The following is a 21,925-nucleotide window of genomic DNA, read 5'->3' as shown; positions in this document are numbered from 1 at the left end:
CATTTCGCACCACAAGGGGGCCGCATGATCCTCCGCGCTGCAAGCTTCGACATCTGGCTGACGTTGCTCAGGAGCAACCCTGAGTTCAAGGCGGCCCGGAACCGGATGCTGCACCACCAGACCGCCCCCGACGTCGCGCCGGAAGCGTTCGCCCACGCGCTGCGGGCCGCGGACGTGCAGGCCGACCGCCTCTCCGAGCGCACCGGCGTCGACCAGGACCTCGGGGACCGCCTGCACGCCGCGCTACGGCTCCTCGGCAAGAACGACACACTCGGGGCCGACGACGTCGCCACCCTGCGCGCGGGGCAACACGCGCTCGCCGTGGAGCTGCCGCCGGTCGCGCTAGGCGCAGACCTTGCCGAGCACCTCACGGCTCTCGCGGCGCACGTGCCGCTAGCGATCACCAGCAATACCGGGATGATCCCAGGGGCGACCATGCGCGTCGTGCTGGAGTCTGCCGGCCTGCTGGCCCCCTTCGCGGTCCACACCTTCTCCGACGAGGTCGGCGCCGCCAAGCCCGACCCGCGCATCTTCGGCGCAACGCTCGACGGGCTGCGCGACGTCGTGCCCGGACTGCGTCCTTGTGAGGTCGTCCACCTGGGCGACAACCCGGTCGCTGACGTGACCGGCGCCGTCGACGCCGGGATGGCTGCCATGCTCGTCGACGCCGAGCGCCCGGCGACGGCAGTGGTCGCCGAGCTGCTTACGGCACTCGCGGCGACCGGCACCGAGGGGGACCACTTCGTCGCGGTGGCAGGGCGGCAGCGATGACCGCCCCCGCTGTGGTGCCGCCGATCCTGGTCACGTCCCACGTCCTGAGCGATCCCGCCGACCTGGCCCCGCCGAGCGGGCTCGACACGACGACCTACTCGCTCATGAAGCACGGCGACCTCACCGCGGTGCGGGCAATGGCGGGCCCGCTCGCCGAGCGGCTCGTCCGCGAGGTTCCCGAGCTCGTCGAGCACCCGGCAGTTCCGGTGTTCCCCGTCGCCTACAAGGCGGTCCGGCCGGCGTGCTGGTTCCTCGCTGACGCCGTCCTGACGATCGTCACCGCCGCGCGCGCCGAGCGCGGGCTCGCCCCTGGCCGCATCGTCCGCATTGCCAAGGACTCGGTCACGGTCACCGACTACGCCTCGTCGTCCGCAACCGCACGAGAGGAGGAGATGCGCCACATCGGGTTCCAGCTCGAAGAAGACGTCGACGGCGCCCAGGTGGTCCTGATCGACGACGTCCGGGTCACCGGCCTCGCGGAACGCGCAGCGCTCAACACGCTCGCTGCGGCAACACCGCTGCGGACCGTGCTCGCGTACGTCGCCGTCATCGAGGGCGACCTCGCCTCCGACCCGAGCATCGAGGCGCGGCTCAACCATGCGTTCGTCGAGTCCGTCGCGGCGATGGCCCCTGCCGCACGCGCCGGCGACTTCGCGCTCACGATCCGGTTCCTCAAGCGGCTCCTGCGGGCCCCCGCCCCGGAGCGCGCAACATTCCTCGCCACCTGCCCGCCACCGCTACTCGAGGCGATCGTCGACGGGGCGGACGCGACCGGTGCCGACTTCAGCTCTCGGTTCAGCGCCGAGCTCGACGAGATCCGCGGTCTGCTGGCGGTGACGGCGTGAGCCGGCGCTACGCTCTGTCGCGCCTAGAGCGGAGGCGTCAGGAACTGCGGCTGGTGCCCTCCCCATCGGCCTCCTTACCCGGCTCCACGCCCCCAGACGTCGCGACCTACAGCCGCTTCAAGCACGGTGACGGGGCGACCGCTCGCCTGTACGGCGAGAGCCTGGCCGCGCTGGCGCTGGCCCGAGTCCGCCGGCTGGGGCTCCTGCCCGTCGTCGTGACCGGCTCGGGCTTCGACGTCGTCCCTCCCGCGGCGCACTCACTCGTCGCGCCGTTCACGGAGACGCTGCGAGCAAAGCTCGGCCCCGACACGCCTGTCACTGCCGCGAAGATTGTCCGCACCCGGCCCTCCGAGAGCGACTACGCGGCGATGGATGCCACCGCCCGGCGCACCGCGATCTCTGGGGCACTCGACGTGAGCGCGCTCGCGGACACGGTCCGGGGCGCGCACGTGATCGCGCTCGACGACGTCATCGTCACAGGCCTGCACGAACACGCGGCGGACCAGGCGCTCCGCGATGCCGGAGCGGCAGCCGTGGACCACCTCTACGTCGTCGACGCGCACTGCCAGCGGCACACCCCGTGGGTCGAGTCCGAGCTCAACCAGGTCGCAGTCCGCACGGTCGAGGACGTCCTCGCGCTGGCCGCGCGGACCGACTTCGTCCCGAACTCACGGGTCGCGCGGCTGGTGTTCGCGCTGTCCCAGGCGGAGCTGGTCGCGGTGGCGGCAACCGCGCCCGAGTCGTTCCTCATCTGGCTGACCGACGTCGCGGCTACCGACCCACTCGCGGCCCCGCCCCGCTACGCCGACGGCGTCCTGGTACTGCGGGAGCTGCGGTCCGCGCTCCTCTCGCTGCCGCGCTGACTCGACTGATATGTAGGGCCTTGCTGTCAAGTGGCAGGTTGAAGCGCTCGCCCTGGGCGCGCAAGGTCTGGTCGTCGGTTTCCTGGGCGAGGCCCGTTCCCGCCGCGGGGACGGGCCTTTGTCACGTCTGCGTACACGGCGCCCGCGCGCCGCCAGGCGGCTGCTGGCACCCACCGATCGCGCAGCGCCTCCACGGTGAGGAGCATGGATCGGCACCTACGTTGGAGCATGAGCTTCAAGCCGACGAAGATCCTGAAGAACACACTCAAGATGGCCGGCAAGGCTGTTGCTGAGGTCGGGTCGTTTGCTGAGGACGCCAGCAAAAGCGCCGTGCATAAGGTTGGCGAAGTTGCCGGTGAAGTCGGCTCCGCAGCCGGAGATGCCGCCAGCGGGGTCGGGTCTGTCGCCGAAGACTTCGGCAAAGGTGCGGCAAGAGCTGGGAAGAAGGCCGTGGAGTACGTCAAGGACCACCCGGTCGAAACGGCTGCCACAGTCGCGGGACTCACGCTTGGCGGTGTTGCGGGCGCAGCCATCGGCGCTGGGATGGGGATCGCAGCGGGTGGCACTGCGGTCGCGGGAACCACCATCGTCGGGCAGGCGGGCACCGTGATCGGCGGCCTGGCCGCTAACCGCGTCGGCAAGGAACTCGACGACCAGAGGAAGAAGTAGCAGACCATGGCCCGTTCGTATCGCGTCGCTAACGGCCTGAAGGTCAGCGCTCATGGCAACAGCGTCGCCGCCGTCGGTCGGAGGACCACGTGACGACGCCAGACCCCGGGGACTCGCTCCCGGGCCGCGACGCCGACGGGGGCAACACCAGCGCGGTGATCGCCGTGGATCGGGCAGGATCGGACCTCTCACCCGGGAACGGCGACGAACTCGGTCAGTCATCTGCAGACAGCACGGCGACGCCAGCACCGCGCACCAAGCTCATCTGGTCCGGAGTCCTCTGTGCGCTGGCCCTCGTCTCCGCTTTCGTCATCGCACCAATCGCGACCAACCCCGCGATCACGGCCGGCGTCCGCGAACGGCTCAGCGATCAGCAGACTTCGGTCACCGCCATGGCCAGCGCCGCCGCCGGCCTGTCGGTCGCAACCGACTTGATCCCGAACGTCGACGGGATCCCCGCGCAGCTCGCCGACCTCAGCGGATGGTTCATCGTCATCATCGCGGCGATCATCCTGCAGAAGGTCCTGATCGGAGTCGTCGGCTACGTCTCGTTCGCCTGGGTCATTCCGGCGGCATGCCTCATCGGCATCGCATTCGTCATCACCCGGCGCGAGATCCTGCGCGCACTCGCCATCAAACTTGCGATCTTCGCGATCGTGCTCTTCGTGGCCATGCCCGCAGCGATCGCCGTGAGTGATCTGGCGACGAACACATTTAACGACTCCCAAGCCGCGATCGCACAGGCGGACGCCATCCAGGACGCGGCCGAGGAGGAGGCGGAGGCGGCCGCCGCAGCCGAAGCCGCCGACCAGGACGAGGCCGACACCACCGATCGAGGCGGCTTGCTCGGCCTGCTTGACGACGCTCGAGCCGCCGCCAGTCGCGCGGTGGATGCGGCAGGCGATGCCGTGGGCGAGGCATTCGACAGCGTCAGCGACGCAAAGGACGACGCCGTCACCTGGCTGGACAGCGCCATCCAGCAGATCGCCCTGTGGATCATCACGACCTGCGTTGTCCCTCTGCTCACGATCGCCATGTTCGCCTGGGTTATCAAGATCCTGTTCGGCTTCGACGTCAACGCTGGTGGAGCCGCGCGAGGCATTGCGGCTGGCGTGAGCCGCGCCGCCCGCGCCGGCGGAGCGAGGGCAAAGGCCCGCAGGGGACGAAAGAGCGGCAGCCAGGCGGCTAGTTGACGCAGCACCCGAACGCGGGTCCCGGCATGACCGCTTCTGGGCTCGTCACGGCCGTGCGGACACGCCGAGGGGTCGGCGTGCAGTTCATCGCGATGTCCTGCCTCCGCTCACCATCGAGCAGGCTGCCGGAGATCCCTGCTCCTCGGCGGTGGCGCCGTGTACCGGCGCGGCTTCGCCATCGGCGATGCGGTTGACACCGACGCCCTCGGTGGGTAGGTCCCGCCACCGGATCCCGGTCCGGTACCGGTAGATGATCCCCTCGCCGCTGGAGGGCGCGCGGCACTGCGCTCGCGCTGCCGCCGGCGGACTTCGAGATCATGACCACGGCCTTCGTGTCGCCCCGCTGGGCCGAGGCGTGCAGCATCGCCGGCTGAGAAGTCGCGCCGTGGTCAAGCGGCAGGCCGCAGCACCTGCCCCGGGCCGTCGCTCACCGAGACGCCAGCCGGGGCCGAGGTCGATCGACCGCCCGGGGTCATCGACCCCACGCGGTGTCGAGCATCTGCCGAAGGATCACGGACTTCTGCGGGTCCGCCCGGTACGTCTCCAGCCGCGACACCGCCAGCCGGTAGACCTCGTCGTCGACACGCCGCTCGATGACCCAGACGACGACGATCGTGCCGTCGTCGCGCACGTCGTAGACGATCCGGAACTCACGGTTCCCCACAACCAACCTGCGCAGCCCGGTCGAGTTTCCTGCGCTGCGCGACCCGACCGGCGCACCGCGTTGCGCCGGCTCGGTGCGCAGCTTCTCGATCCCCTTCGCGATGATCCGCCGGGCCGTTCCGTTGAGGTCGCGGAGGTCTTCCTTCGCCTCGTCCAGCAGCAGGATGCGCGCTGCGGTCACGCCTCGGCCTCGTCGTCTGCGTCACCGAGGTCGGTCAGGTCGATGCCGAGCTCGGCGGCGACGTCGTCCCAGTCATGCAGCACGGGATCCGGGGCCGCAGCCATCCGCACGAGAGCCATCGCGAGCAGCCGCAGGTCTTCCTCGCGCTCATCGAGCGCATCGATCTGCTCCATGACGGAGACCGGCGCGACCACGCCGACGGGACGGTTGTTCTTGACGACGACGATGGTGCGCCCCGCCTCGACCTCATCCGTGATCGCACCAGAGTTGCGGCCCACGTGGCTCGCCGAGCGGATGTCCCTGGTGTCCACCTTCATACGCAGAGTTCTACGCAGTTTCTTGCGCAGGGGCACCGTGTGGCGAGGCGCGCTTGCGGCCCCGTTCGGCGCCCATCATGCGCCGGGCGGGACCGAGTCCTGGCTCGGCCCCGCCCGACTGCCTTGGATGCAGTTCTCCTCAGCGCGCCGACCCGATCACCACGAGCATGTCCCTGCGCAGCTCGTCGACGTCGACCCGGATGAGCCGCCCCACGCGGTACGCGTGGAGCGTCCCGTCGGCGATGCGCCGCCGCATCGTCTTGACGCTCACACCAAGCTCGGCTGCAGCCTCCTGCAGCGACTCGAGCCTCCCGCTCGGCGGAACCCGCCGCGCCGCCTTCGTGACCATGATGTGCTCCTTCGATCAGTCGACCGCCGTACGCGCTCGTCTCACCAGCAGGTGTGCGGGCGCCGTCGGACACGAGCGGCCAGCCGCGATCGCGACGACCCCTCAGTCGCCCGACGCCGCCGTGTCCCGGCAGGCCCCTCCGACTGCGCTCGCTAGCCGCAGTCGATCGTCTGCAGGCCGCCGGAGATGACTTCGCTACCCGGGGTTCCGCTGACCACCAGGACGCCATCGTCAGCACCCCACGTGAGCTCGAAAGCACCGGCCTCGATCGGACGACCACCGTCGTCGACATCCCACGTGCCCACCCGGCGACCGATCCCCGAGCCCGCCACCACGTACGCATCCCCGGTCCCGGAGAAGAGGAAGGACTCCTCCCGGGACACCACCCGGCACCCGCCCGGGCCCTCCGGCTGCAAGATCCGGTAGGAAGCACCGAAGAGGAAGTCGCCCGCCCCCGCCGCTCCCACGCTCAACGCGGCCAGCACGACGGACGCGACGAGCCAGCGGAAGACGCCGGCCGGGCATCGACGCTCCGGCAGACCGTTCGGCACGACGGCGCGGCCGGCGACCCTCAGCACCAGCAGCAGTGCAACCGCAATGGCGACGAGGACACCTCCGACGACCCAACCGCGAACCACGAGTCCGCCGACCACACCCACGCCCGGCTTGAGATGCGCGTTGCCGTTCGGGAAGACCCGCACCCGCGCCCACCATGGGGCGACGATCGCCAGGGCCGAGCACACGGCGGCAGCGATGCCCACGGCAAGGCGAAGACGTGGCGTCAAGGTCACGCACCGGATGCTGCCACCCAGTAGCTCCGGGCCACCGACTCACCCGGCACCGCCACACGCCCTTCACGAGCCCCGCCGTCCTGATCCCTGACCGATCAACCGAAGGGTGGTCGGCGTCGCCATCAGTCGCCCGAAGCGGCCTCGCTCTCCTTGGTCTTCAGCGCCCGCCGGGCCGCGAGCTCGTCGGTCGCCATCGCGCCGATCCGTTCGGCGATCGCATGACGTCGTTCCGCACCGCCGATGTGCTGGTAGCGCAGCGCGATCGTCGGGTTCTTGTGGCCGGCGATCGCCATGAGCTCCGCGAGCGTCGCCCCCGAGCGCGCGGCCCAAGTCAGCGCGGTGTGCCGCAGGTCGTGGATGTGCATGTCCCCGAGCCCGACCTTCGCCCGGGCGACCGCCCAGTTCCGCTCCAGCACGGACGCGTGCATGATCCCGCCGCGCCGCGCGGTGAAGACCAGCGCATCCGGTCCGCCCTGCACATCCTCGCGGAGGTGCTCCTCAAGGATCGGCACCACGAACGACGGGATCGCGACGTCGCGCACGGACGCCTTGGTCTTCGTCTCGCCGATGGCGTTGTAGCGGCCGCTCACCTTCTCGTTCTTGGCCGAGCCGCGCACCATGACGACGGCGCGCAGCGGGTCGCGCAGGTCGAGGTGGCGACGCTGCAGTGCACGCAGCTCACCGTTGCGCAGCCCGGTGGTGGCGGCGAGCGGCACCATCGCCGCGAGGTAGTCGGGCATGAGCTCGTGGAGCTGCCACATCTGCTCCGCCGTCAGCACGACGGGCTCGTGCATCGCGTCGTACTGCAGCGCCCGCTTGACCTTCGCGGGCGAGACCTCGATCAGCTCGTGGTCGACGGCGTCGTTGAGGATCGAGGAGACCACCTGGTAGGCGCTGAACGCCGCCCCGCGTCCGTCGCCCTTGCGCCCGGCCTTCTTCGCCTCCGCCGCCAGGTCGGTCACCAGGCCGGTGTACCAGTCCGTGATGTCGAGCCGGGTCAGGTCCGAGAGCGGCACGTCTCCGAGCACGGGCAGGACCCGCAGCTCGAGCGCCCGCTCGTACCGGTAGACCGTCGAGGGGCGCAGCCGCTTGCCGGCGACGGAGCGTCGCGCCCACTCGCCGAACGTGATCGCCCGCTGCTTCGCGATCCGTGCCTGCCGGTCACGCTCCCGCGGCGGGATCCACTCGGAGCGGTCGATCAGCATCCGCTCCGCGTTGAGCCACGTCTCGGCGGCCATCTTGTCGACGAAGACGCGCGCGTGACGCTTCAGGTCCGGGCCGGTGTACCGCGCGCGGTAGCCGGTGATCTCACCGCCGTCGGGGCTCTTGCGCGGCTCAAGTTCGCCGAAACGTCGCTTTCGTAGGGGTTTGCGGGCCATGTTCGGGTACCTCCACCCGTCAGGTGTCCCGCCGACCCGCTCCCATGGGGGAATCGCACGCGTTCAAACGCCCCAGATCCGGGTGTCCACCTGCGTCCAGACCCCCATTTCCATGGGGGAACCATGGGGGAATGGGTGGCCGAAACCGACCACTTCTGCCCCTCGAAGCCTCCGTAAAGAGACTATAAAGCCGCAGGTGGGCGGCAGTTTCGGCCGGTCAGAAGACCGACCTGAACTGCCCCGATTTCCTAGACGTTGAACCCCAGCATCCGCAGTTGCTCGCGCCCCTCGTCCGTGATCTTCTCGGGCCCCCACGGCGGCATCCACACCCAGTTGACCCGGAAGTCGGCCACGAGCCCCTCCAGCGCCTGAGCCGACTGGTCCTCGATGACGTCCGTCAGCGGGCACGCCGCCGACGTCAGCGTCATGTCGATGGTGGCGTGGTTGTTCTGGTCGAGCTGGATCCCGTAGACGAGCCCGAGGTCGACGACGTTGATCCCGAGCTCGGGGTCGATGACGTCGCGCAGCGCCTCCTCGACGTCGGCGACGGTGGTCGCGCCCGGCGTCGGCACGTACTCAGACATAGGTCTCCTTGATGCGTTGGGTCATGAGGCCAGCGCGCCCGAGCGCGCGAGCGAGTCCTTGAGCGCGGCCCAGCCGAGCAGCGCGCACTTGATGCGGGCGGGGTACTGCGAGGTGCCGGTGAAGGCGGTGGCGTCGCCGAGCAGGTCCTCGTCGTCCTCGGAGTCGAGGCCCTTGCCGCGCGAGCCCATGAGCGCGTGGAACACCTCGTCGAGGCGGGCGACATCCGCGAGCGGAAGGCCCGTGACGAGGTCCGTCATGACCGACGTCGAGGCCTGCGAGATCGAGCAGCCCTGCCCTTCCCACGAGACGCTGGACACGACGCCGTCGGCGACCGCGACGCGCAGCGTCACCTCGTCCCCGCACGTGGGGTTGACCTGGTGCGACTCCCCCGCCAGCAGCCCGTCGGCGGCGGGGACGAGCCCCCGGCCGTGCGGGTGCTTCGCGTGGTCCAGGATCACCTGCTGGTACATCTGCTCGAGCGCGCTCATACCTCTTCCGTTCACTCTGCTCCGAAGAACGCGCGGACCCCGGCCAGCGCTTCCCGGAACGCGACGACGTCGTCGAGCGTCGTGTACACGGACGCCGAGGCGCGCGCCGTGGCGGCCACGCCGAACCGGCGGTGCAACGGCTGCGCGCAGTGGTGCCCGACGCGCACCGCGATGCCGCGGTCGTCGAGCACCTGCCCGACGTCGTGGGCGTGCACGCCGTCGACGACGAACGAGACGACCGCGAGGCGGTCAGCAGTGTCGACCGGCCCGATCACGCGCACACCCGGGATGTCGCCGATCTTGAGGAGCTCGGCCGCAAGGGCCCGCTCGTGCGAGGCGACAGCGGGCATCCCGAGTTCCCCGAGCCACTGCGCGGCGACGCCCATGCCGACGGCCTGGGCGACCATCTGCGTGCCGGCCTCGAACCGCTGGGGCGGCGGGGCATACGTGGTCGACACCATGGTGACGACCTCGACCATGGACCCGCCCGTGGTGACAGGTGGCAGGTCGGCGAGCAGCTCGCGCCGCCCGTACAGGGCGCCGACGCCGGTGGGGCCGAGCATCTTGTGCGCGGAGAACGCGGCGAAGTCGACGCCGAGCGCGTGCAGGTCGACGGGCAGGTGCGGCACGGACTGGCAGGCGTCGAGCACGGTGTACGCGCCGACGGCCTTCGCGGCGGCGACCAGCGCGGCGACGGGCGCGACGGCACCGGTCACGTTGGACGCGTGCCCGAAGGCGACGATGCGGGTCCGTTCCGTGATCACGTCGGAGGCGAGCACGACCCGGCCGTCGTCGGACACCGGGAACCAGCGCAGCACGGCGCCCGTGCGGGCGGCGAGCTCCTGCCACGGCACGAGGTTGGCGTGGTGCTCGGCCTCGGTGACGACGATCTCGTCGCCGGGCTTCAGCGCGAACCGCGACGACGCCGGCGCGCCCCGCCCCAGCGAGGCGTTCGAGAACGCGTACGCGACGAGGTTGAGCGCCGCCGTCGCGCCGGACGTCCAGACGATCTCGTCGTCGTCGGCCCCGACGAAGGTGGCCACGGCGGACCGGGCCTCCTCGAAGGCCTGCGTCGCCTCCTCGGCGAGGAAGTGCGCGCCGCGGTGCACGGCGGCGTTGCGCTGCTCGTAGAAGTCCACCTCGGCCTCAAGGACGACGTTGGGCTTCTGCGAGGTGGCGGCCGAGTCGAGGTAGACGAGCGGTCGGCCGCCGCGCACCGTGCGCCCGAGCAGCGGGAAGTCGGAGCGCACGGCGCTCCAGTCGATCCCCGCGGTGGAGGTGCTCGGGCGCACGGTGCCGGTGGCAGTCATGGCAGGGTCCGATCAGGCCATCGTCGCGCCGGTACCGACGTACCGGTCGTAGCCCTCGGCCTCGAGACGCTCGGCGAGCTCGGGGCCACCCTCCTCGGCGATCTTGCCGTCGACGAAGACGTGGACGAAGTCGGGCGTGATGTAGCGCAGGATGCGCGTGTAGTGCGTGATGAGCAGGACGCCGACGTCGGTCGACTCCTTGGCCCGGTTCACGCCCTCGGACACGACGCGCAGCGCGTCGACGTCGAGGCCCGAGTCGGTCTCGTCGAGGATCGCGAAGCGCGGCTTGAAGAGCTCGAGCTGAAGGATCTCGTGGCGCTTCTTCTCGCCGCCCGAGAAGCCCTCGTTGACCGAGCGCTCGCCGAAGGCCGGGTCGATGCGCAGGTTCTCCATCGCACCCTTGACCTCCTTGCCCCACGTGCGGAGCTTGGGGGCCTCGCCCGAGATGGCGGTCTTGGCGGTGCGCAGGAAGTTCGCGACCGAGACGCCCGGCACCTCGACGGGGTACTGCATGGCCAGGAAGAGGCCGGCGCGGGCGCGCTCGTCGACCGACATCGCGAGGACGTCCGCGCCGTCGAGCGTGACGGTGCCCGAGGTGACCGTGTACTTCGGGTGGCCGGCGAGCGCCGAGGCGAGGGTCGACTTGCCGGAGCCGTTGGGGCCCATGATGGCGTGCGTCTCGCCGCTGTTGATGGTCAGGTCGACGCCGCGCAGGATCGGCTTGGCGCCCTCCTTCGTCTCGACGGAGACGTGGAGGTCGCGGATCTCCAGGGTGGACATAGCTGTGACTCCAGGTTTAGTTCAGAACGGGGGCGTCGACGTCGACGAGAACCTTCTCGCCGTCGATCGTCACGGGATAGACAGGCACGGGCTTGATCGCCGGCAGCTGCACGGGCTTGCCGGTGCGGACGTCGAACTGCGAGCCGTGCAGCCAGCACTCGACGAGGCAGCCGGTCACCTCGCCGTCGGACAGCGAGACGGCGCCGTGCGAGCAGATGTCGCTGATGGCGTGGAACTCGCCGTCGGCGTCGCGGATGAGCGCCACCGGCACCGAGGCGCCGTCGATGCCGTCGAGCTCGACGAGCAGGGCCTCCTCCGTGCCGAGGTCGGTCACCGCGCAGGCGTACTGAGCGGTCATGCCTGGCCCGTGATGGCGCGCATGGACTTCTCGAGCTCGGCCTCGATGGACGCGAGCAGGCGGTCCTGCACGGCGGGGACGCCGATCTGCTCGATGAGCTCGGCGAAGAAGCCGCGCACCACCAGGCGTCGGGCGTCGGCCTCGTGGATGCCGCGCGCCATCAGGTAGAAGAGCTGCTCGTCGTCGAACCGGCCGGTCGCCGAGGCGTGGCCGGCGCCCTCGATCTCGCCCGTCTCGATCTCGAGGTTGGGCACCGAGTCGGCGCGGGCGCCGTCGGTCAGCACGAGGTTGCGGTTGAGCTCGTAGGTGTCGGTGCCCTCGGCGTGGTGCTGGATGAGCACGTCGCCGACCCACACGGTGTGGGCGCCGACGCCCTGGAGGGCACCCTTGTAGGTCACGCGCGACTTGCAGCGGGGCTGCGCGTGGTCGACGAAGAGGCGGTGCTCCTGGTGCTGGTCGGTGTCGGCGAAGTACAGGCCGTCCATCTCGACCTCGGCACCCTCGCCCGTGAACGTGGCGTCCGGGGTGATGCGGACGACGTCGCCGCCGAAGGTGACCACGACGTGCTTGAGGCGGCCGTCGCGGGCGATCGTCGAGCGGTGCGACGAGGCGTGGACCGCCCCGTCCTCCCAGTCCTGGACGGAGACGACGGTCAGGTGCGCGCCCTCGTCGACGACGATCTCGACGGTCTCGTTGAGCGTCGCGTCCCCGTGGTGGTCCACGACGACGACGGCCTCGGAGAACCGCTCGGCGTGGATCAGGAGGTGCGCGGCCGTCGCGTCCTTGGACACGCCGACGACGCGGACGGCGGTCACCTCGGACGCCACGGCCTCGGCCGGGATCGTCACGACGGTGGCCTGCGTGAACGCGTTCCACGCGGTGACGGCGGTGCGGTCGCCGGGCTTGCCGGTCGTCCCGAGCCGGGCGTCGTCGCGGGCGACGGACTCGACCTTGACCTCGGGGGCGGGATCCACCGTCACGGTGACGCCCGTCTCCGCGAGGGAGTCGGCGAACAGCGGCTGGAGGCGGGAGACGGGGCTGAAGCGCCACTCCTCCTCGCGCCCGGTGGGCACGGGGATGTCTTCCAGCTGGAAGGAGGTCAGACGCTCGGCGCGCGACCCGACGGGGACGACGACGCCGTGCGAGTGGGCACCGTCGGCGACGGCACGCGAGTGATCGGTGGTGAGGCTCATATCAGCCGACGGACCCTTCCATCTGCAGCTCGATGAGGCGGTTCAGCTCGAGGGCGTACTCCATGGGCAGCTCGCGCGCGATGGGCTCGACGAACCCGCGCACGATCATGGCCATGGCCTCGGTCTCGGGCATGCCTCGGGACATCAGGTAGAACAGCTGGTCCTCGCTCACGCGGGACACGGTGGCCTCGTGGCCCATCGACACGTCGTCCTCGCGGACGTCCACGTACGGGTACGTGTCCGAGCGGGAGATCTGGTCGACCAGCAGCGCGTCGCACAGCACGTTCGACGCGGAGTGCGAGGCACCCTCGAGGATCTGCACGAGGCCGCGGTACGAGGTGCGCCCGCCGCCGCGCGCGACCGACTTCGAGATGATCGACGACGACGTGTTGGGCGCCGCGTGGACCATCTTCGAGCCGGCGTCCTGGTGCTGGCCCTCGCCGGCGAACGCGATCGACAGCGTCTCGCCCTTGGCGTGCTCGCCGAGCAGGTAGATCGCCGGGTACTTCATCGTCACCTTGGAGCCGATGTTGCCGTCGACCCACTCCATGGTGGCGCCCTCGGCGGCCGTGGCCCGCTTGGTCACGAGGTTGTACACGTTGTTCGACCAGTTCTGGATGGTCGTGTACCGCACGCGGGCGTTCTTCTTGACGATGATCTCGACGACGGCCGAGTGCAGCGAGTCGCTGGAGTAGATCGGCGCGGTGCAGCCCTCGACGTAGTGCACGTACGAGCCCTCGTCCGCGATGATCAGCGTCCGCTCGAACTGGCCCATGTTCTCCGTGTTGATGCGGAAGTAGGCCTGCAGCGGGATCTCGACGTGCACGCCCTTCGGCACGTAGACGAACGACCCGCCGGACCACACGGCCGAGTTCAGCGCGGCGAACTTGTTGTCGCCGGAGGGGATCACGGTGCCGAAGTACTCCTGGAAGAGCTCCGGGTAGTCGCGCAGGCCCGTGTCGGTGTCGACGAAGATGACGCCCTGCGCCTCCAGGTCCTCGCGGATCTGGTGGTAGACGACCTCGGACTCGTACTGCGCGGCGACGCCGGCGACGAGGCGCTGCTTCTCCGCCTCGGGGATGCCCAGGCGGTCGTAGGTCGCCTTGATGTCGTCGGGCAGCTCCTCCCACGAGGAGGCCTGCTTCTCGGTGGACCGCACGAAGTACTTGATGTTGTCGAAGTCGATGCCCGACAGGTCCGCACCCCAGGAGGGCATGGGCTTCTTGCCGAACAGGCGCAGCGCCTTGAGGCGCTGGTTGAGCATCCACTCGGGCTCGTTCTTGAGCGCCGAGATGTTGCGCACGACGGCCTCCGACAGGCCGCGCTGCGCGCTGGCGCCCGCGGCGTCGGAGTCGTGCCAGCCGTACTCGTACGAGCCGATCGACGCGATGATCTCGTCGTCGGTGCGCTGCTCCGTAGGTGCAGTCATCGTGTTCCTTCCGGGATCTGCTCCGAGGCACTGGTCTGGGCTGCGCCCAGGAGGGCAGTGCCCAGGGGGAGGTTCGTGACACAGGCGTGCGCGCCGCCCGCGATCGTGGCCAGACGCTGGACGTGCGTGCCGAGCAGCTCCGAGAACGCGCGGGCTTCCGCCTCGCACAGCTCGGGAAACTCCTCGGCGACGTGCTGGACCGGGCAGTGACCCTGGCACAGCTGGGCGATCGGCACCAACGTGGCGGCCGCCACGGGCCGGACCGACGCCGCGTAGCCCTCGTCCGAGAGCGCCGCAGCGAGCTGCACGGCACGCTCGGCCGGGTCCGTCGCCGTCAGGAGCGGCGAGAGCCGCTCCACGACGTCGTCGTACCGCTGCGTGGCGAAGCCCGCGACGGCGGCGTCGCCGCCGGCGGCGCGCAGGTGCCGCAGCGCCTGGACGGCGATGTCGGAGTACGCGTCGTGCAGCTCCGCCTGACCGCCGGAGGCGACGACGTACGCGCGGGCGGGGCGCCCGCGCTTCACGGGGGCGAGGCCGGGGGTCGCGTGCACGGCGATCATGGCCTCCTCCTCGAGCTGCGCGAGGTGGCGACGGACGCCGGCCGACGTGAGGCCCAGGCGGGCGGCGAGCTCGGCGGCCGTGACGGGGCCGTCGCTCGCGACGAGCTCCAGCACGCGGCGGCGCGTGGACTCGGCGGACTCGTCCACGCCCTGCACCGGGGCGGCGTCGTGCGTGGTCACAGTCGTCCCCTCCCCTTAGTGGTCGTGCCGGTGGCTCGCACGGGTCGGCGTGATGCCGAGCGCGCCGTGCGATATAGGGAACATACCTGTTGCGTAATCCCGGATGTCAAGCAAGGGTTACCTCACCTCGGGCCGGTCGGCCAGGTCCGGCGCGTACGATCCCGGCGTGACCACCCCCGCCGCGAGCACCCCGACGCGCCTCGACGCGCCCGCGGACGCCACCGCCACGCGGGGCGAGGCCGCCCTGGTCGTGAACGGGCTGGTCAAGAGGTACGGCGGCCGCGCCGTCGTCGACGGGCTCTCGCTGACCGCCCGCCGCGGCGAGGTCACCGCCGTCCTCGGCCCCAACGGCGCGGGCAAGACCACGACCATCGAGTGTTGCGAGGGTCTCCGTCTTCCTGACGCCGGGACCGTCCACGTGCTGGGACGCGACCCCCGTTCCGACGCCGCCGCGCTGCGCCCGCGCGTCGGGGTGATGCTCCAGGACGGCGGCCTGCCCTCCGGCGCCCGCGCCCTGGAGGTGCTGCGGCACGTCGCCGCGATGTACGCCTCCCCCCGCGACGTCGGCGAGCTCGTCGACCGGCTGGGTCTCGCGAGCTTCGCGCGCACCTCCGTGCGCCGCCTGTCCGGCGGGCAACGGCAGCGCCTCGCGCTCGCCTGCGCCGTCGTCGGACGCCCCGAGCTCGTCTTCCTCGACGAGCCCAGCGCCGGCATGGACCCGCAGTCCCGCCACGCCGTGTGGGACCTCGTCGCCGAGCTGCGGTCCGACGGCGTCGCCGTCGTCCTCACGACGCACCTCATGGACGAGGCCGAGGCGCTCGCCGACGTCGTCCACGTCGTCGACCACGGCAGGGTCATCGCCTCGGGCGCGGTGGGCGAGCTGCTCGCCGCGGCGCCCGACGCCGGCACCCAGGCGACCGTGCGGTTCACCGCCCCACCCGGCGTCGACGTCGCCGCGCTGACCGCCTGGCTCGCCGCGCAGGGCGTCACCGACGCCCAGGTGGCCACCGGCCGCCGGACGCTCGAGGACGTGTTCCTCGACCTGACCGGGAGGCACCTGCGATGACCGCCGCCCTCGTCCCGTCGACCGCCGCGCCCGCCTGGCGCCGCGTCGTCGCGCAGGCCGCGTTCGAGGCCCGCACGATCCTGCGCAACGGCGAGCAGCTGCTCGTCACGATCGCGCTGCCGCTGTTCCTGCTGGTGGGGCTCGTGCGCACGTCGGTGTTCGAGCTCGACACGGCGGGCGCGACGCGCGTCGACTTCGCCACGCCGGGCGTGCTCGCCGTCGCGATCATGTCGACGGCCTTCACGTCGCAGGCCATCGCCACCGCGTTCGACCGCCGCAACGGCGTGCTGCGGCTGCTGGCCACCACTCCCCTGGGCCGCCGCGGGCTGCTCGCAGGCAAGGTGCTGGCGGTCCTCGCGATCGAGGTCGTGCAGGCCGTCGTGCTGTGCGGCGTCGCGCTCGCGCTCGGCTGGCGGCCCGACGCCGCCGGCGTCCCGGCCGCGATCGGTGCGGGGCTGCTCGGCACGGCCGCGTTCACGGCGCTCGCGCTGCTGCTCGCGGGCGCCCTGCGCGCCGAGGGCGTGCTCGCGCTCGCCAACCTCGTCCTGGTGCTGCTCGTCGTGGGCGGCGGCGTGCTCGTGCCGCCGGACCGGCTGCCGGCCGGGCTCGCGGACGTCGCGGCCTGGCTCCCCTCCGGGGCGCTCGGCGAGGCGATGCGCGGGGCGCTGCTCGGCGGCGGCGTCCCCGGCGTGACGCTGCTGGTGCTCGCGGGGTGGACCGCGCTGTTCTCCTGGGGCGCCGCGCGGCTGTTCCGCTGGCAGTGAGGCTCGCGCGCGGGCCAATCTCACAGCCCCGGCTCCCCCGCTGCGGCAAGGCCCGCCGTCGGCGGGCACTAGCGTGAGCATCGTGGCCGAGACCCTCGTGAACGACCCGACGGACCGACGCGACCGCCTGGCGCGGCTGCGCCCCTGGACGCGTGCGGTGCTGCTGGCCAACGTCATCGGGCAGGTGGCCATCATCGGCACGGGCGGGGCCGTGCGGCTCACCGACTCGGGCCTCGGCTGCTCCCGCTGGCCGATGTGCACCCCCGGCAGCTTCACGCCGCAGTACCACCCGGCCACGAGCTACCACCCGTTCGTCGAGTTCGGGAACCGCACGGTCACGGGCGTGCTCATGGTCATCGCCGTCGCCGTCCTGCTGCTCGTCTGGACCGACCGCAGCCGGTCGCGCGCCTACCGCGCCCTGGCCTGGGTGCCGCTCGGCGGCGTGGTCGCCCAGGCCGTCATCGGCGGGGTCGTCGTGCTGCTCGAGCTCGACCCGCGCTGGGTGTCCCTGCACATGGCCGTCTCGGCGGCGCTCGTCTGGTGCTCCGCCTACCTCCTGCACCGGCACGGCGAGGGCGACGACGTGCCCGTGCCGCTCGCCGGGGCGCCGGTGCGGGCCGCGGGCTGGGTGCTCGGCCTGCTGCTGGTCCCCGTCGTCACGCTCGGCGTGCTCGTGACGGGCTCGGGCCCGCACTCCGGCGACGACACGGTCGGCTACCGCTTCGCGTTCGACCCGCTGCTCATCACCAAGACGCACTCGGGCTCCGTGTGGCTGTTCGTCCTCGCGCTCGTGGTGCTGCTCGTGCTGCTCCATCGCCTGCCCGCCTCCCCCGGTGTCGGGGCCGCGCGCAAGGCCGTCTGGGTGCTCGCCGGGGTCACGGTGCTCCAGGGTGCGATCGGCTACACGCAGTACTTCACGGGCCTGCCGGCCTGGTTGGTCGGCATCCACATGGTCGGCGCGGCGCTGCTCATCTGGGCGACCGCCCACGCCACGCTCCACCTGCGCACGCGCGTCTGAAGCCCCCGCGACGGCCGTCGCTCAGCCTCGACCGATCCCGGACACCAGCTCCAGGGCCACGCGCCGGGCCGCGGCCCGGCGCTCCTCCGGGCCGCCGGGGACCGGAAGCGGACCCTCCCCGTTGCCCACGAGGGTGACCATCACGGCCGCGTAGGCGAGCACCGCGCGCAGCCCGTCCTCAGCCGAGGCGCTGTCGCCCGTGACCGCACCCACGACGTCGACCAGCCGGGCGATCGTCGCGTCGTGCTGGGCGCCCGTCATCGCCGTCGGGTTGGCCTGGACGAAGCGCATCGCCTGGCCGGCGTCGCCGTCCGCGAAGGCGAGGAGGCGGTCCACCAGCTCGGCGTCACCCTGCGGCGTGCGCGGGCGCGCCGCCGCCCACGCGCCGAAGGAGTGCACCTGGTCGAGGATGCCGGCCAGCGCGGTGCGCACGATGTCGTCCTTGGTGCGGAAGTGGTAGTAGAGCGCCGCCTTCGTGACCCCGACGTCCTCGGCGATCTCGCGCAGGGACGTCTTGTCGTAGCCCTGCTCGACGAACCGCTGCATCGCGGCCGTGAGGATCCGCTCGCGGGTCTCGCTGCCGTCACGTGGCATCCAGTCGCTCCTTTGGCTCCGAGAGATCAGGATACCCACCTGCGGTTTCGCGTACTTACTTGACGCCCGGCTAGGAAACGGTCCACGATGATCACGTTACTAGCCGGTCGACAAGTAAGTGAGGTTCCGATGAGCCTGCAAGCCACCGCCACGACCCCGGGGGCACCGCCGGTGCTGCAGGGCCGCCGCCTCCTCCTCTGCGTCGTCTCCCTCGGCATCGCCGTCGTCCCCGTGCAGCTCGACGCCCTCGTCGCGGCGACGGCGCTGCCCACCATCGCCGGCGACCTCGGCGGCTTCGCCAGCCTCGCCTGGATCGCCACCGCCTACCTCCTCGCGATGGCCGTCGGGACCCTTGCCTCGGGCCGTCTCGGCGACCTGTTCGGCCGCCGGGCGCTGCTCGTCGCCGCGCTCCTCGTGTTCGGCGTCGGCTCGCTGCTCTCGGGCGTCGCACCGTCGATGGGCTTCCTCATCGCGGCCCGCGCCGCGCAGGGCCTCGGCGCGGGGATGACCCTGACCACCCTGCTGGCGGCCGTCGCCGACGTCGCCCCGCCCGAGAAGCGTGCCCAGTACCAGGGTGTCCTCGGCGCGATCGCGCCCGTGTCGATGCTCCTCGGCCCGTGGGCAGGCGGGCTGGTCACCGACCACCTCGGGTGGCGGTGGGTGTTCCTGCTCAACCTCCCGCTCGTCGCCGTCGCGCTCCTCGGGGTCGTCGCCTTCCTGCGCCTGCCCGTGCGGCCCGCCGGCGGCCGGGTCGACGTCCTCGGTCTGGTTGCCTCCTCCGTCGCGGCGTCGGCGATCGTGCTCGCGGTGACCTGGGGCGGCAACCAGTACCCGTGGGGCTCCCCGCAGGTGCTCACGGCGGTCGGCGTCGCCGTCGTGGCCGTCGCCGCGCTCGTCGCCGTCGAGCGCCGTGCGACGCACCCGGTGCTCCCCCTGGGTCTCTTCCGCGACCGCACGGTCGTGCTCGCCCTCGTCGTCCTGGCGGTCGCGATGGGCACGGTGCTCATGTCGGCGACCAACTACCTGCCCGCATACCTCGAGCTCGTCCAGGGCCACTCGGCGGCCAACAGCGGTCTGCTGCTGCTCCCGCTGCTGCTGCCCGCCATCGCCACGGCGGGCGTGCTCGGCCGCTGGACCACGACGCCGACGCGCATCCGTGCCGCGCTGCTCGGCGGCGCGGCCGTCCTCGCGGCGGCCTGCGCGCTGCTCGCGACGATGACCGCTGCCACACCCGGCTGGCAGACGGCGGCCTACCAGGTCGTCGCGGGCCTCGGCATGGGCGCCCTGTTCATGACCCCCATGGTGCTGGTGCAGAACGCGGTGCCGCCGGCCGTCGTCGGCGCCGCGACGGGCACCGCTGGCTTCGTGCGGATGCTGGGCGCGGCGGCGGGCACGGGCGCCCTCGGCTCGGTGTTCACCCACGCCGTCGCGCAACGGCTGCCCGCCGGCGTCGACGCCGCGTCGCTGACACCGGCGGGAGTCGCAGCGATGCCCGAGGCGGCCCAGCACGCGGTGCGCGCGGCCGTCGCCTCCGGGTCGTCGTCGCTCTTCTGGGTCACGGCCGCCGTCGCGCTCGTCGCGGTGCTGGCCGCCGTCGCGCTGCCTCGAGGACGCCGCACCGGGCGGTGAGGCATGACGAGGGTGCGGCGTGCGGCGCCGCACCCTCGTCTACGGCGCTGACAGCGCCGCGCCAGCCGGTGACAGCCCCGTGACAGCCCGCTGACAGCGCCCGGCCCCACGCTCGGAGCCATGAACACCACAGCGATCGAGGCCGAGGGCCTCGTCAAGGTCTTCGGCGAGAACCGCGCCGTCGACGGCGTGGACCTGACGGTGGCGACGGGCACCGTCTACGGCGTCCTCGGCCCCAACGGCGCCGGCAAGACCACCACCATCCGCATGCTCGCCACCCTCCTGCGGCCCGACGGCGGCAGCGCCCGCGTCTTCGGGCACGACGTCGTCCGCCACCCGCAGACGGTGCGCTCCCTCATCGGCGTGACCGGGCAGTACGCCTCCGTCGACGAGGCCCTGTCCGCCACCGAGAACCTCGTGATCTTCGGCCGCCTGCTCGGCCTGTCCTCGCGGGCCGCCAAGAAGAAGGCGGTCGACCTGCTCGAGGAGTTCTCCCTCACCGAGGCCGCTCGCAAGCCCCTCAAGGCGTTCTCGGGCGGCATGCGGCGCCGCCTCGACCTCGCGGCGAGCCTCATCGCGCAGCCCCCGCTCATCTTCCTCGACGAGCCCACCACGGGCCTCGACCCGCGCACCCGCAACCAGATGTGGGACACCGTGCGCCGCCTCGTCGCGGGCGGCTCGACCGTCCTGCTGACCACGCAGTACCTCGACGAGGCCGACCAGCTCGCGGACCGCATCGCGGTCATCGACCGCGGCCAGGTGGTCGCCGAGGGCACCGCCGACGACCTCAAGCGGTCCGTCGGGCACCAGGCCCTCCAGCTCGCGGTCTCGCGCGCCGACGCCGACCGTGCCCGCGGCGTGCTGCTCGCCGTCGGCGGCCAGGAGCCCGCCTCGACCCCGCTCGCCGACGGCGTGCGCCTGACCATCCCCGTCGAGGAGTCGGGTGCCGTCACCGAGGTGCTGCTGCGCCTGCGCGAGGCCGGCGTCGACGTGCTCGAGCTCGCCCTCGCCAAGCCCTCGCTCGACGAGGTCTTCCTCACGCTCACCGGCCACGCGGCGTCGACGGACACGTCCGACGACGCCGACGACCGCCCGACCACGGCAGAGAAGGTGCTCGCATGACCGCCCTCGCGATCCCCACGACCCCGCTCCCGGGCGCCGCCGCGGCCCGCCCGATCACGCTGCTCACCACGGTCCAGCACTCGCTGACCATGGCGTGGCGCGGCCTGCTCAAGGTGCGCCGCACCCCCGAGCAGCTCATCGACGTCACGGTGCAGCCGATCCTGTTCACGCTGATGTTCACCTACCTGTTCGGCGGTGCCATCGCGGGCGACATCCCGTCCTACCTGCCGACGATCATCCCCGGCATCCTCGTCCAGACCGTCATCACGACCTCGACCGTCACCGGCGTCCAGCTCCGCGAGGACATGGACAAGGGCGTGTTCGACCGCTTCCGGTCGCTGCCCATCGCGCGCATCGCACCGCTGGCCGGCGCCCTGATCGCCGACATGCTGCGCTACGTCATCGCCACGACGCTGACGATGGTCATGGGTCTCATCATGGGCTGGCGCCCCGCGTCGGTCACCGGCACGCTCGGCGCCGCGCTGCTCGTCATCGTGTGCGCCTGGTCGATGAGCTGGATCTTCGCGTTCTTCGGCGTCATCGCCCGCAGCGCGTCCTCGGTGCAGGGCATCTCGTTCCTGATACTGTTCCCGCTGACGTTCCTGTCGAACGCGTTCGTCCCGGCGGACACGCTGCCGAGCTGGCTCAAGGCCTTCGCCGACGTCAACCCGGTGTCCCACGTCGTGACGGCCGTGCGCGGCCTCACGTCGGCCACGGGCGGCGGCTCGGACGTCCTGTTCGCCCTGCTGGGCGCCGCGGTGATCGTCGCGGTCTTCGCACCGCTCGCCGTCCGCGGCTACATGCGCAAGGCCTGACGCGCCTCGGCGG

General features: G+C 71.7%; 25 protein-coding genes. 11 read left to right on the top strand and 14 right to left on the bottom strand.

Translation table 11 applies throughout. The features are described from left to right. The first annotated feature begins 24 nt into the window (after positions 1-24). From ET471_RS12400 to ET471_RS12380, 5 genes are all read left to right on the top strand, one after another. Positions 25-771, top strand: a complete 747-nt coding sequence (locus ET471_RS12400; protein ID WP_129188755.1) for an HAD family hydrolase — start codon at positions 25-27, stop codon at positions 769-771. Beyond that, the gene (locus ET471_RS12395; RefSeq protein WP_129188753.1) at positions 768-1,616 is read left to right on the top strand and encodes a phosphoribosyltransferase family protein; all 849 of its coding nucleotides are present in this window, start codon (positions 768-770) and stop codon (positions 1,614-1,616) included. The genes ET471_RS12400 and ET471_RS12395 overlap by 4 nt, the downstream gene beginning before the upstream one ends. A gap of 53 nt (positions 1,617-1,669) precedes the next feature. Continuing rightward, the gene (locus ET471_RS12390; protein WP_165350485.1) at positions 1,670-2,479 is read left to right on the top strand and encodes a phosphoribosyltransferase family protein; all 810 of its coding nucleotides are present in this window, start codon (positions 1,670-1,672) and stop codon (positions 2,477-2,479) included. A gap of 228 nt (positions 2,480-2,707) precedes the next feature. Next, a complete protein-coding gene (locus ET471_RS12385) occupies positions 2,708-3,148 on the top strand; it encodes a hypothetical protein (protein ID WP_129188749.1) in 441 nt (146 codons plus the stop codon). 89 nt (positions 3,149-3,237) lie between these two features. Continuing rightward, positions 3,238-4,341 (top strand): hypothetical protein, encoded by a 1,104-nt coding sequence (locus ET471_RS12380; protein ID WP_129188747.1) that lies wholly within the window; start codon positions 3,238-3,240, stop codon positions 4,339-4,341. 472 nt (positions 4,342-4,813) lie between these two features. On the opposite strand, the gene ET471_RS12370 is transcribed toward ET471_RS12380, so the two are convergent. From ET471_RS12370 to ET471_RS12310, 13 genes are all read right to left on the bottom strand, one after another. Continuing rightward, complete coding sequence (locus tag ET471_RS12370; protein ID WP_129188745.1) at positions 4,814-5,185, bottom strand: type II toxin-antitoxin system RelE family toxin; 372 nt, start codon at positions 5,183-5,185, stop codon at positions 4,814-4,816. Then, a complete protein-coding gene (locus ET471_RS12365) occupies positions 5,182-5,538 on the bottom strand; it encodes a type II toxin-antitoxin system prevent-host-death family antitoxin (protein WP_129188743.1) in 357 nt (118 codons plus the stop codon). The genes ET471_RS12370 and ET471_RS12365 overlap by 4 nt, the downstream gene beginning before the upstream one ends. A 103-nt stretch (positions 5,539-5,641) precedes the next feature. Next, on the bottom strand, positions 5,642-5,851 hold the full coding sequence (locus ET471_RS12360; protein WP_129188741.1) for a helix-turn-helix domain-containing protein: 210 nt from the start codon (positions 5,849-5,851) through the stop codon (positions 5,642-5,644). A gap of 152 nt (positions 5,852-6,003) precedes the next feature. Beyond that, complete coding sequence (locus ET471_RS12355) at positions 6,004-6,642, bottom strand: hypothetical protein (protein WP_129188739.1); 639 nt, start codon at positions 6,640-6,642, stop codon at positions 6,004-6,006. 122 nt (positions 6,643-6,764) lie between these two features. Next, positions 6,765-8,021, bottom strand: a complete 1,257-nt coding sequence (locus ET471_RS12350; RefSeq protein ID WP_129188737.1) for a site-specific integrase — start codon at positions 8,019-8,021, stop codon at positions 6,765-6,767. A gap of 248 nt (positions 8,022-8,269) precedes the next feature. After that, on the bottom strand, positions 8,270-8,605 hold the full coding sequence (locus tag ET471_RS12345) for a metal-sulfur cluster assembly factor (protein ID WP_129188735.1): 336 nt from the start codon (positions 8,603-8,605) through the stop codon (positions 8,270-8,272). A gap of 21 nt (positions 8,606-8,626) precedes the next feature. Beyond that, positions 8,627-9,094: a Fe-S cluster assembly sulfur transfer protein SufU gene (sufU, locus tag ET471_RS12340; protein WP_129188733.1), complete on the bottom strand. Its 468-nt coding sequence runs from the start codon at positions 9,092-9,094 to the stop codon at positions 8,627-8,629. 11 nt (positions 9,095-9,105) lie between these two features. Beyond that, entirely contained in the window at positions 9,106-10,404 is a 1,299-nt protein-coding gene (locus ET471_RS12335; protein ID WP_129188731.1) for a SufS family cysteine desulfurase, read from the bottom strand. 12 nt (positions 10,405-10,416) lie between these two features. Then, a complete protein-coding gene (sufC, locus tag ET471_RS12330; protein WP_129188729.1) occupies positions 10,417-11,184 on the bottom strand; it encodes a Fe-S cluster assembly ATPase SufC in 768 nt (255 codons plus the stop codon). Between the two features lie 16 nt (positions 11,185-11,200). After that, the gene (locus ET471_RS12325) at positions 11,201-11,542 is read right to left on the bottom strand and encodes a non-heme iron oxygenase ferredoxin subunit (RefSeq protein ID WP_129188727.1); all 342 of its coding nucleotides are present in this window, start codon (positions 11,540-11,542) and stop codon (positions 11,201-11,203) included. Beyond that, complete coding sequence (sufD, locus tag ET471_RS12320; protein ID WP_129188725.1) at positions 11,539-12,735, bottom strand: Fe-S cluster assembly protein SufD; 1,197 nt, start codon at positions 12,733-12,735, stop codon at positions 11,539-11,541. The genes ET471_RS12325 and sufD overlap by 4 nt, the downstream gene beginning before the upstream one ends. 1 nt (position 12,736) lies before the next feature. Then, on the bottom strand, positions 12,737-14,164 hold the full coding sequence (gene sufB, locus ET471_RS12315; protein WP_129188723.1) for a Fe-S cluster assembly protein SufB: 1,428 nt from the start codon (positions 14,162-14,164) through the stop codon (positions 12,737-12,739). After that, positions 14,161-14,904: a helix-turn-helix transcriptional regulator gene (locus ET471_RS12310; RefSeq protein WP_129188721.1), complete on the bottom strand. Its 744-nt coding sequence runs from the start codon at positions 14,902-14,904 to the stop codon at positions 14,161-14,163. The genes sufB and ET471_RS12310 overlap by 4 nt, the downstream gene beginning before the upstream one ends. Before the next feature lie 166 nt (positions 14,905-15,070). Between ET471_RS12310 and ET471_RS12305 the strand changes: the two genes are divergently transcribed. From ET471_RS12305 to ET471_RS12295, 3 genes are all read left to right on the top strand, one after another. After that, complete coding sequence (locus tag ET471_RS12305) at positions 15,071-15,970, top strand: ABC transporter ATP-binding protein (protein WP_425356556.1); 900 nt, start codon at positions 15,071-15,073, stop codon at positions 15,968-15,970. Next, positions 15,967-16,734: an ABC transporter permease gene (locus tag ET471_RS12300; protein WP_129188717.1), complete on the top strand. Its 768-nt coding sequence runs from the start codon at positions 15,967-15,969 to the stop codon at positions 16,732-16,734. The genes ET471_RS12305 and ET471_RS12300 overlap by 4 nt, the downstream gene beginning before the upstream one ends. 79 nt (positions 16,735-16,813) lie before the next feature. Next, positions 16,814-17,752: a COX15/CtaA family protein gene (locus tag ET471_RS12295; protein ID WP_165350568.1), complete on the top strand. Its 939-nt coding sequence runs from the start codon at positions 16,814-16,816 to the stop codon at positions 17,750-17,752. Positions 17,753-17,773: 21 nt separating this feature from the next. Here ET471_RS12295 and ET471_RS12290 read toward each other — a convergent pair whose 3' ends face one another. After that, on the bottom strand, positions 17,774-18,346 hold the full coding sequence (locus tag ET471_RS12290; protein WP_129188713.1) for a TetR/AcrR family transcriptional regulator: 573 nt from the start codon (positions 18,344-18,346) through the stop codon (positions 17,774-17,776). A gap of 129 nt (positions 18,347-18,475) precedes the next feature. Between ET471_RS12290 and ET471_RS12285 the strand changes: the two genes are divergently transcribed. The 3 genes from ET471_RS12285 to ET471_RS12275 all read left to right on the top strand — a co-directional run bounded on the left by ET471_RS12285 (position 18,476) and on the right by ET471_RS12275 (position 21,912). After that, the gene (locus ET471_RS12285; RefSeq protein ID WP_165350484.1) at positions 18,476-19,975 is read left to right on the top strand and encodes an MFS transporter; all 1,500 of its coding nucleotides are present in this window, start codon (positions 18,476-18,478) and stop codon (positions 19,973-19,975) included. 120 nt (positions 19,976-20,095) lie between these two features. Further along, positions 20,096-21,097 (top strand): ATP-binding cassette domain-containing protein, encoded by a 1,002-nt coding sequence (locus tag ET471_RS12280; protein ID WP_129188709.1) that lies wholly within the window; start codon positions 20,096-20,098, stop codon positions 21,095-21,097. Beyond that, positions 21,094-21,912, top strand: coding sequence for an ABC transporter permease (locus ET471_RS12275; protein ID WP_129188708.1), 819 nt, complete (start codon positions 21,094-21,096; stop codon positions 21,910-21,912). Before ET471_RS12280 ends, ET471_RS12275 begins: the two co-directional genes overlap by 4 nt. Positions 21,913-21,925 lie beyond the last annotated feature (13 nt).

The sequence above is a fragment of the Xylanimonas protaetiae genome (genome assembly GCF_004135385.1).
In the GTDB taxonomy this organism is placed as follows: Bacteria; Actinomycetota; Actinomycetes; order Actinomycetales; family Cellulomonadaceae; genus Xylanimonas; species Xylanimonas protaetiae.
This window is presented reverse-complemented; position numbering and strand designations above follow the sequence as displayed.

Coding starts and splice junctions, on each gene's coding strand:
- ET471_RS12280 (WP_129188709.1), top strand. CDS start 20,096: ATGAACACCACAGCGATCGAGGCCGAGGGCCTCGTCAAGGTCTTCGGC.
- ET471_RS12395 (WP_129188753.1), top strand. CDS start 768: ATGACCGCCCCCGCTGTGGTGCCGCCGATCCTGGTCACGTCCCACGTC.
- sufB (WP_129188723.1), bottom strand. CDS start 14,164: ATGACTGCACCTACGGAGCAGCGCACCGACGACGAGATCATCGCGTCG.
- ET471_RS12285 (WP_165350484.1), top strand. CDS start 18,476: ATGAGCCTGCAAGCCACCGCCACGACCCCGGGGGCACCGCCGGTGCTG.
- ET471_RS12345 (WP_129188735.1), bottom strand. CDS start 8,605: ATGTCTGAGTACGTGCCGACGCCGGGCGCGACCACCGTCGCCGACGTC.
- ET471_RS12335 (WP_129188731.1), bottom strand. CDS start 10,404: ATGACTGCCACCGGCACCGTGCGCCCGAGCACCTCCACCGCGGGGATC.
- sufU (WP_129188733.1), bottom strand. CDS start 9,094: ATGAGCGCGCTCGAGCAGATGTACCAGCAGGTGATCCTGGACCACGCG.
- ET471_RS12325 (WP_129188727.1), bottom strand. CDS start 11,542: ATGACCGCTCAGTACGCCTGCGCGGTGACCGACCTCGGCACGGAGGAG.
- sufC (WP_129188729.1), bottom strand. CDS start 11,184: ATGTCCACCCTGGAGATCCGCGACCTCCACGTCTCCGTCGAGACGAAG.
- ET471_RS12275 (WP_129188708.1), top strand. CDS start 21,094: ATGACCGCCCTCGCGATCCCCACGACCCCGCTCCCGGGCGCCGCCGCG.
- ET471_RS12290 (WP_129188713.1), bottom strand. CDS start 18,346: ATGCCACGTGACGGCAGCGAGACCCGCGAGCGGATCCTCACGGCCGCG.
- sufD (WP_129188725.1), bottom strand. CDS start 12,735: ATGAGCCTCACCACCGATCACTCGCGTGCCGTCGCCGACGGTGCCCAC.
- ET471_RS12350 (WP_129188737.1), bottom strand. CDS start 8,021: ATGGCCCGCAAACCCCTACGAAAGCGACGTTTCGGCGAACTTGAGCCG.
- ET471_RS12400 (WP_129188755.1), top strand. CDS start 25: ATGATCCTCCGCGCTGCAAGCTTCGACATCTGGCTGACGTTGCTCAGG.
- ET471_RS12360 (WP_129188741.1), bottom strand. CDS start 5,851: ATGGTCACGAAGGCGGCGCGGCGGGTTCCGCCGAGCGGGAGGCTCGAG.
- ET471_RS12385 (WP_129188749.1), top strand. CDS start 2,708: ATGAGCTTCAAGCCGACGAAGATCCTGAAGAACACACTCAAGATGGCC.
- ET471_RS12300 (WP_129188717.1), top strand. CDS start 15,967: ATGACCGCCGCCCTCGTCCCGTCGACCGCCGCGCCCGCCTGGCGCCGC.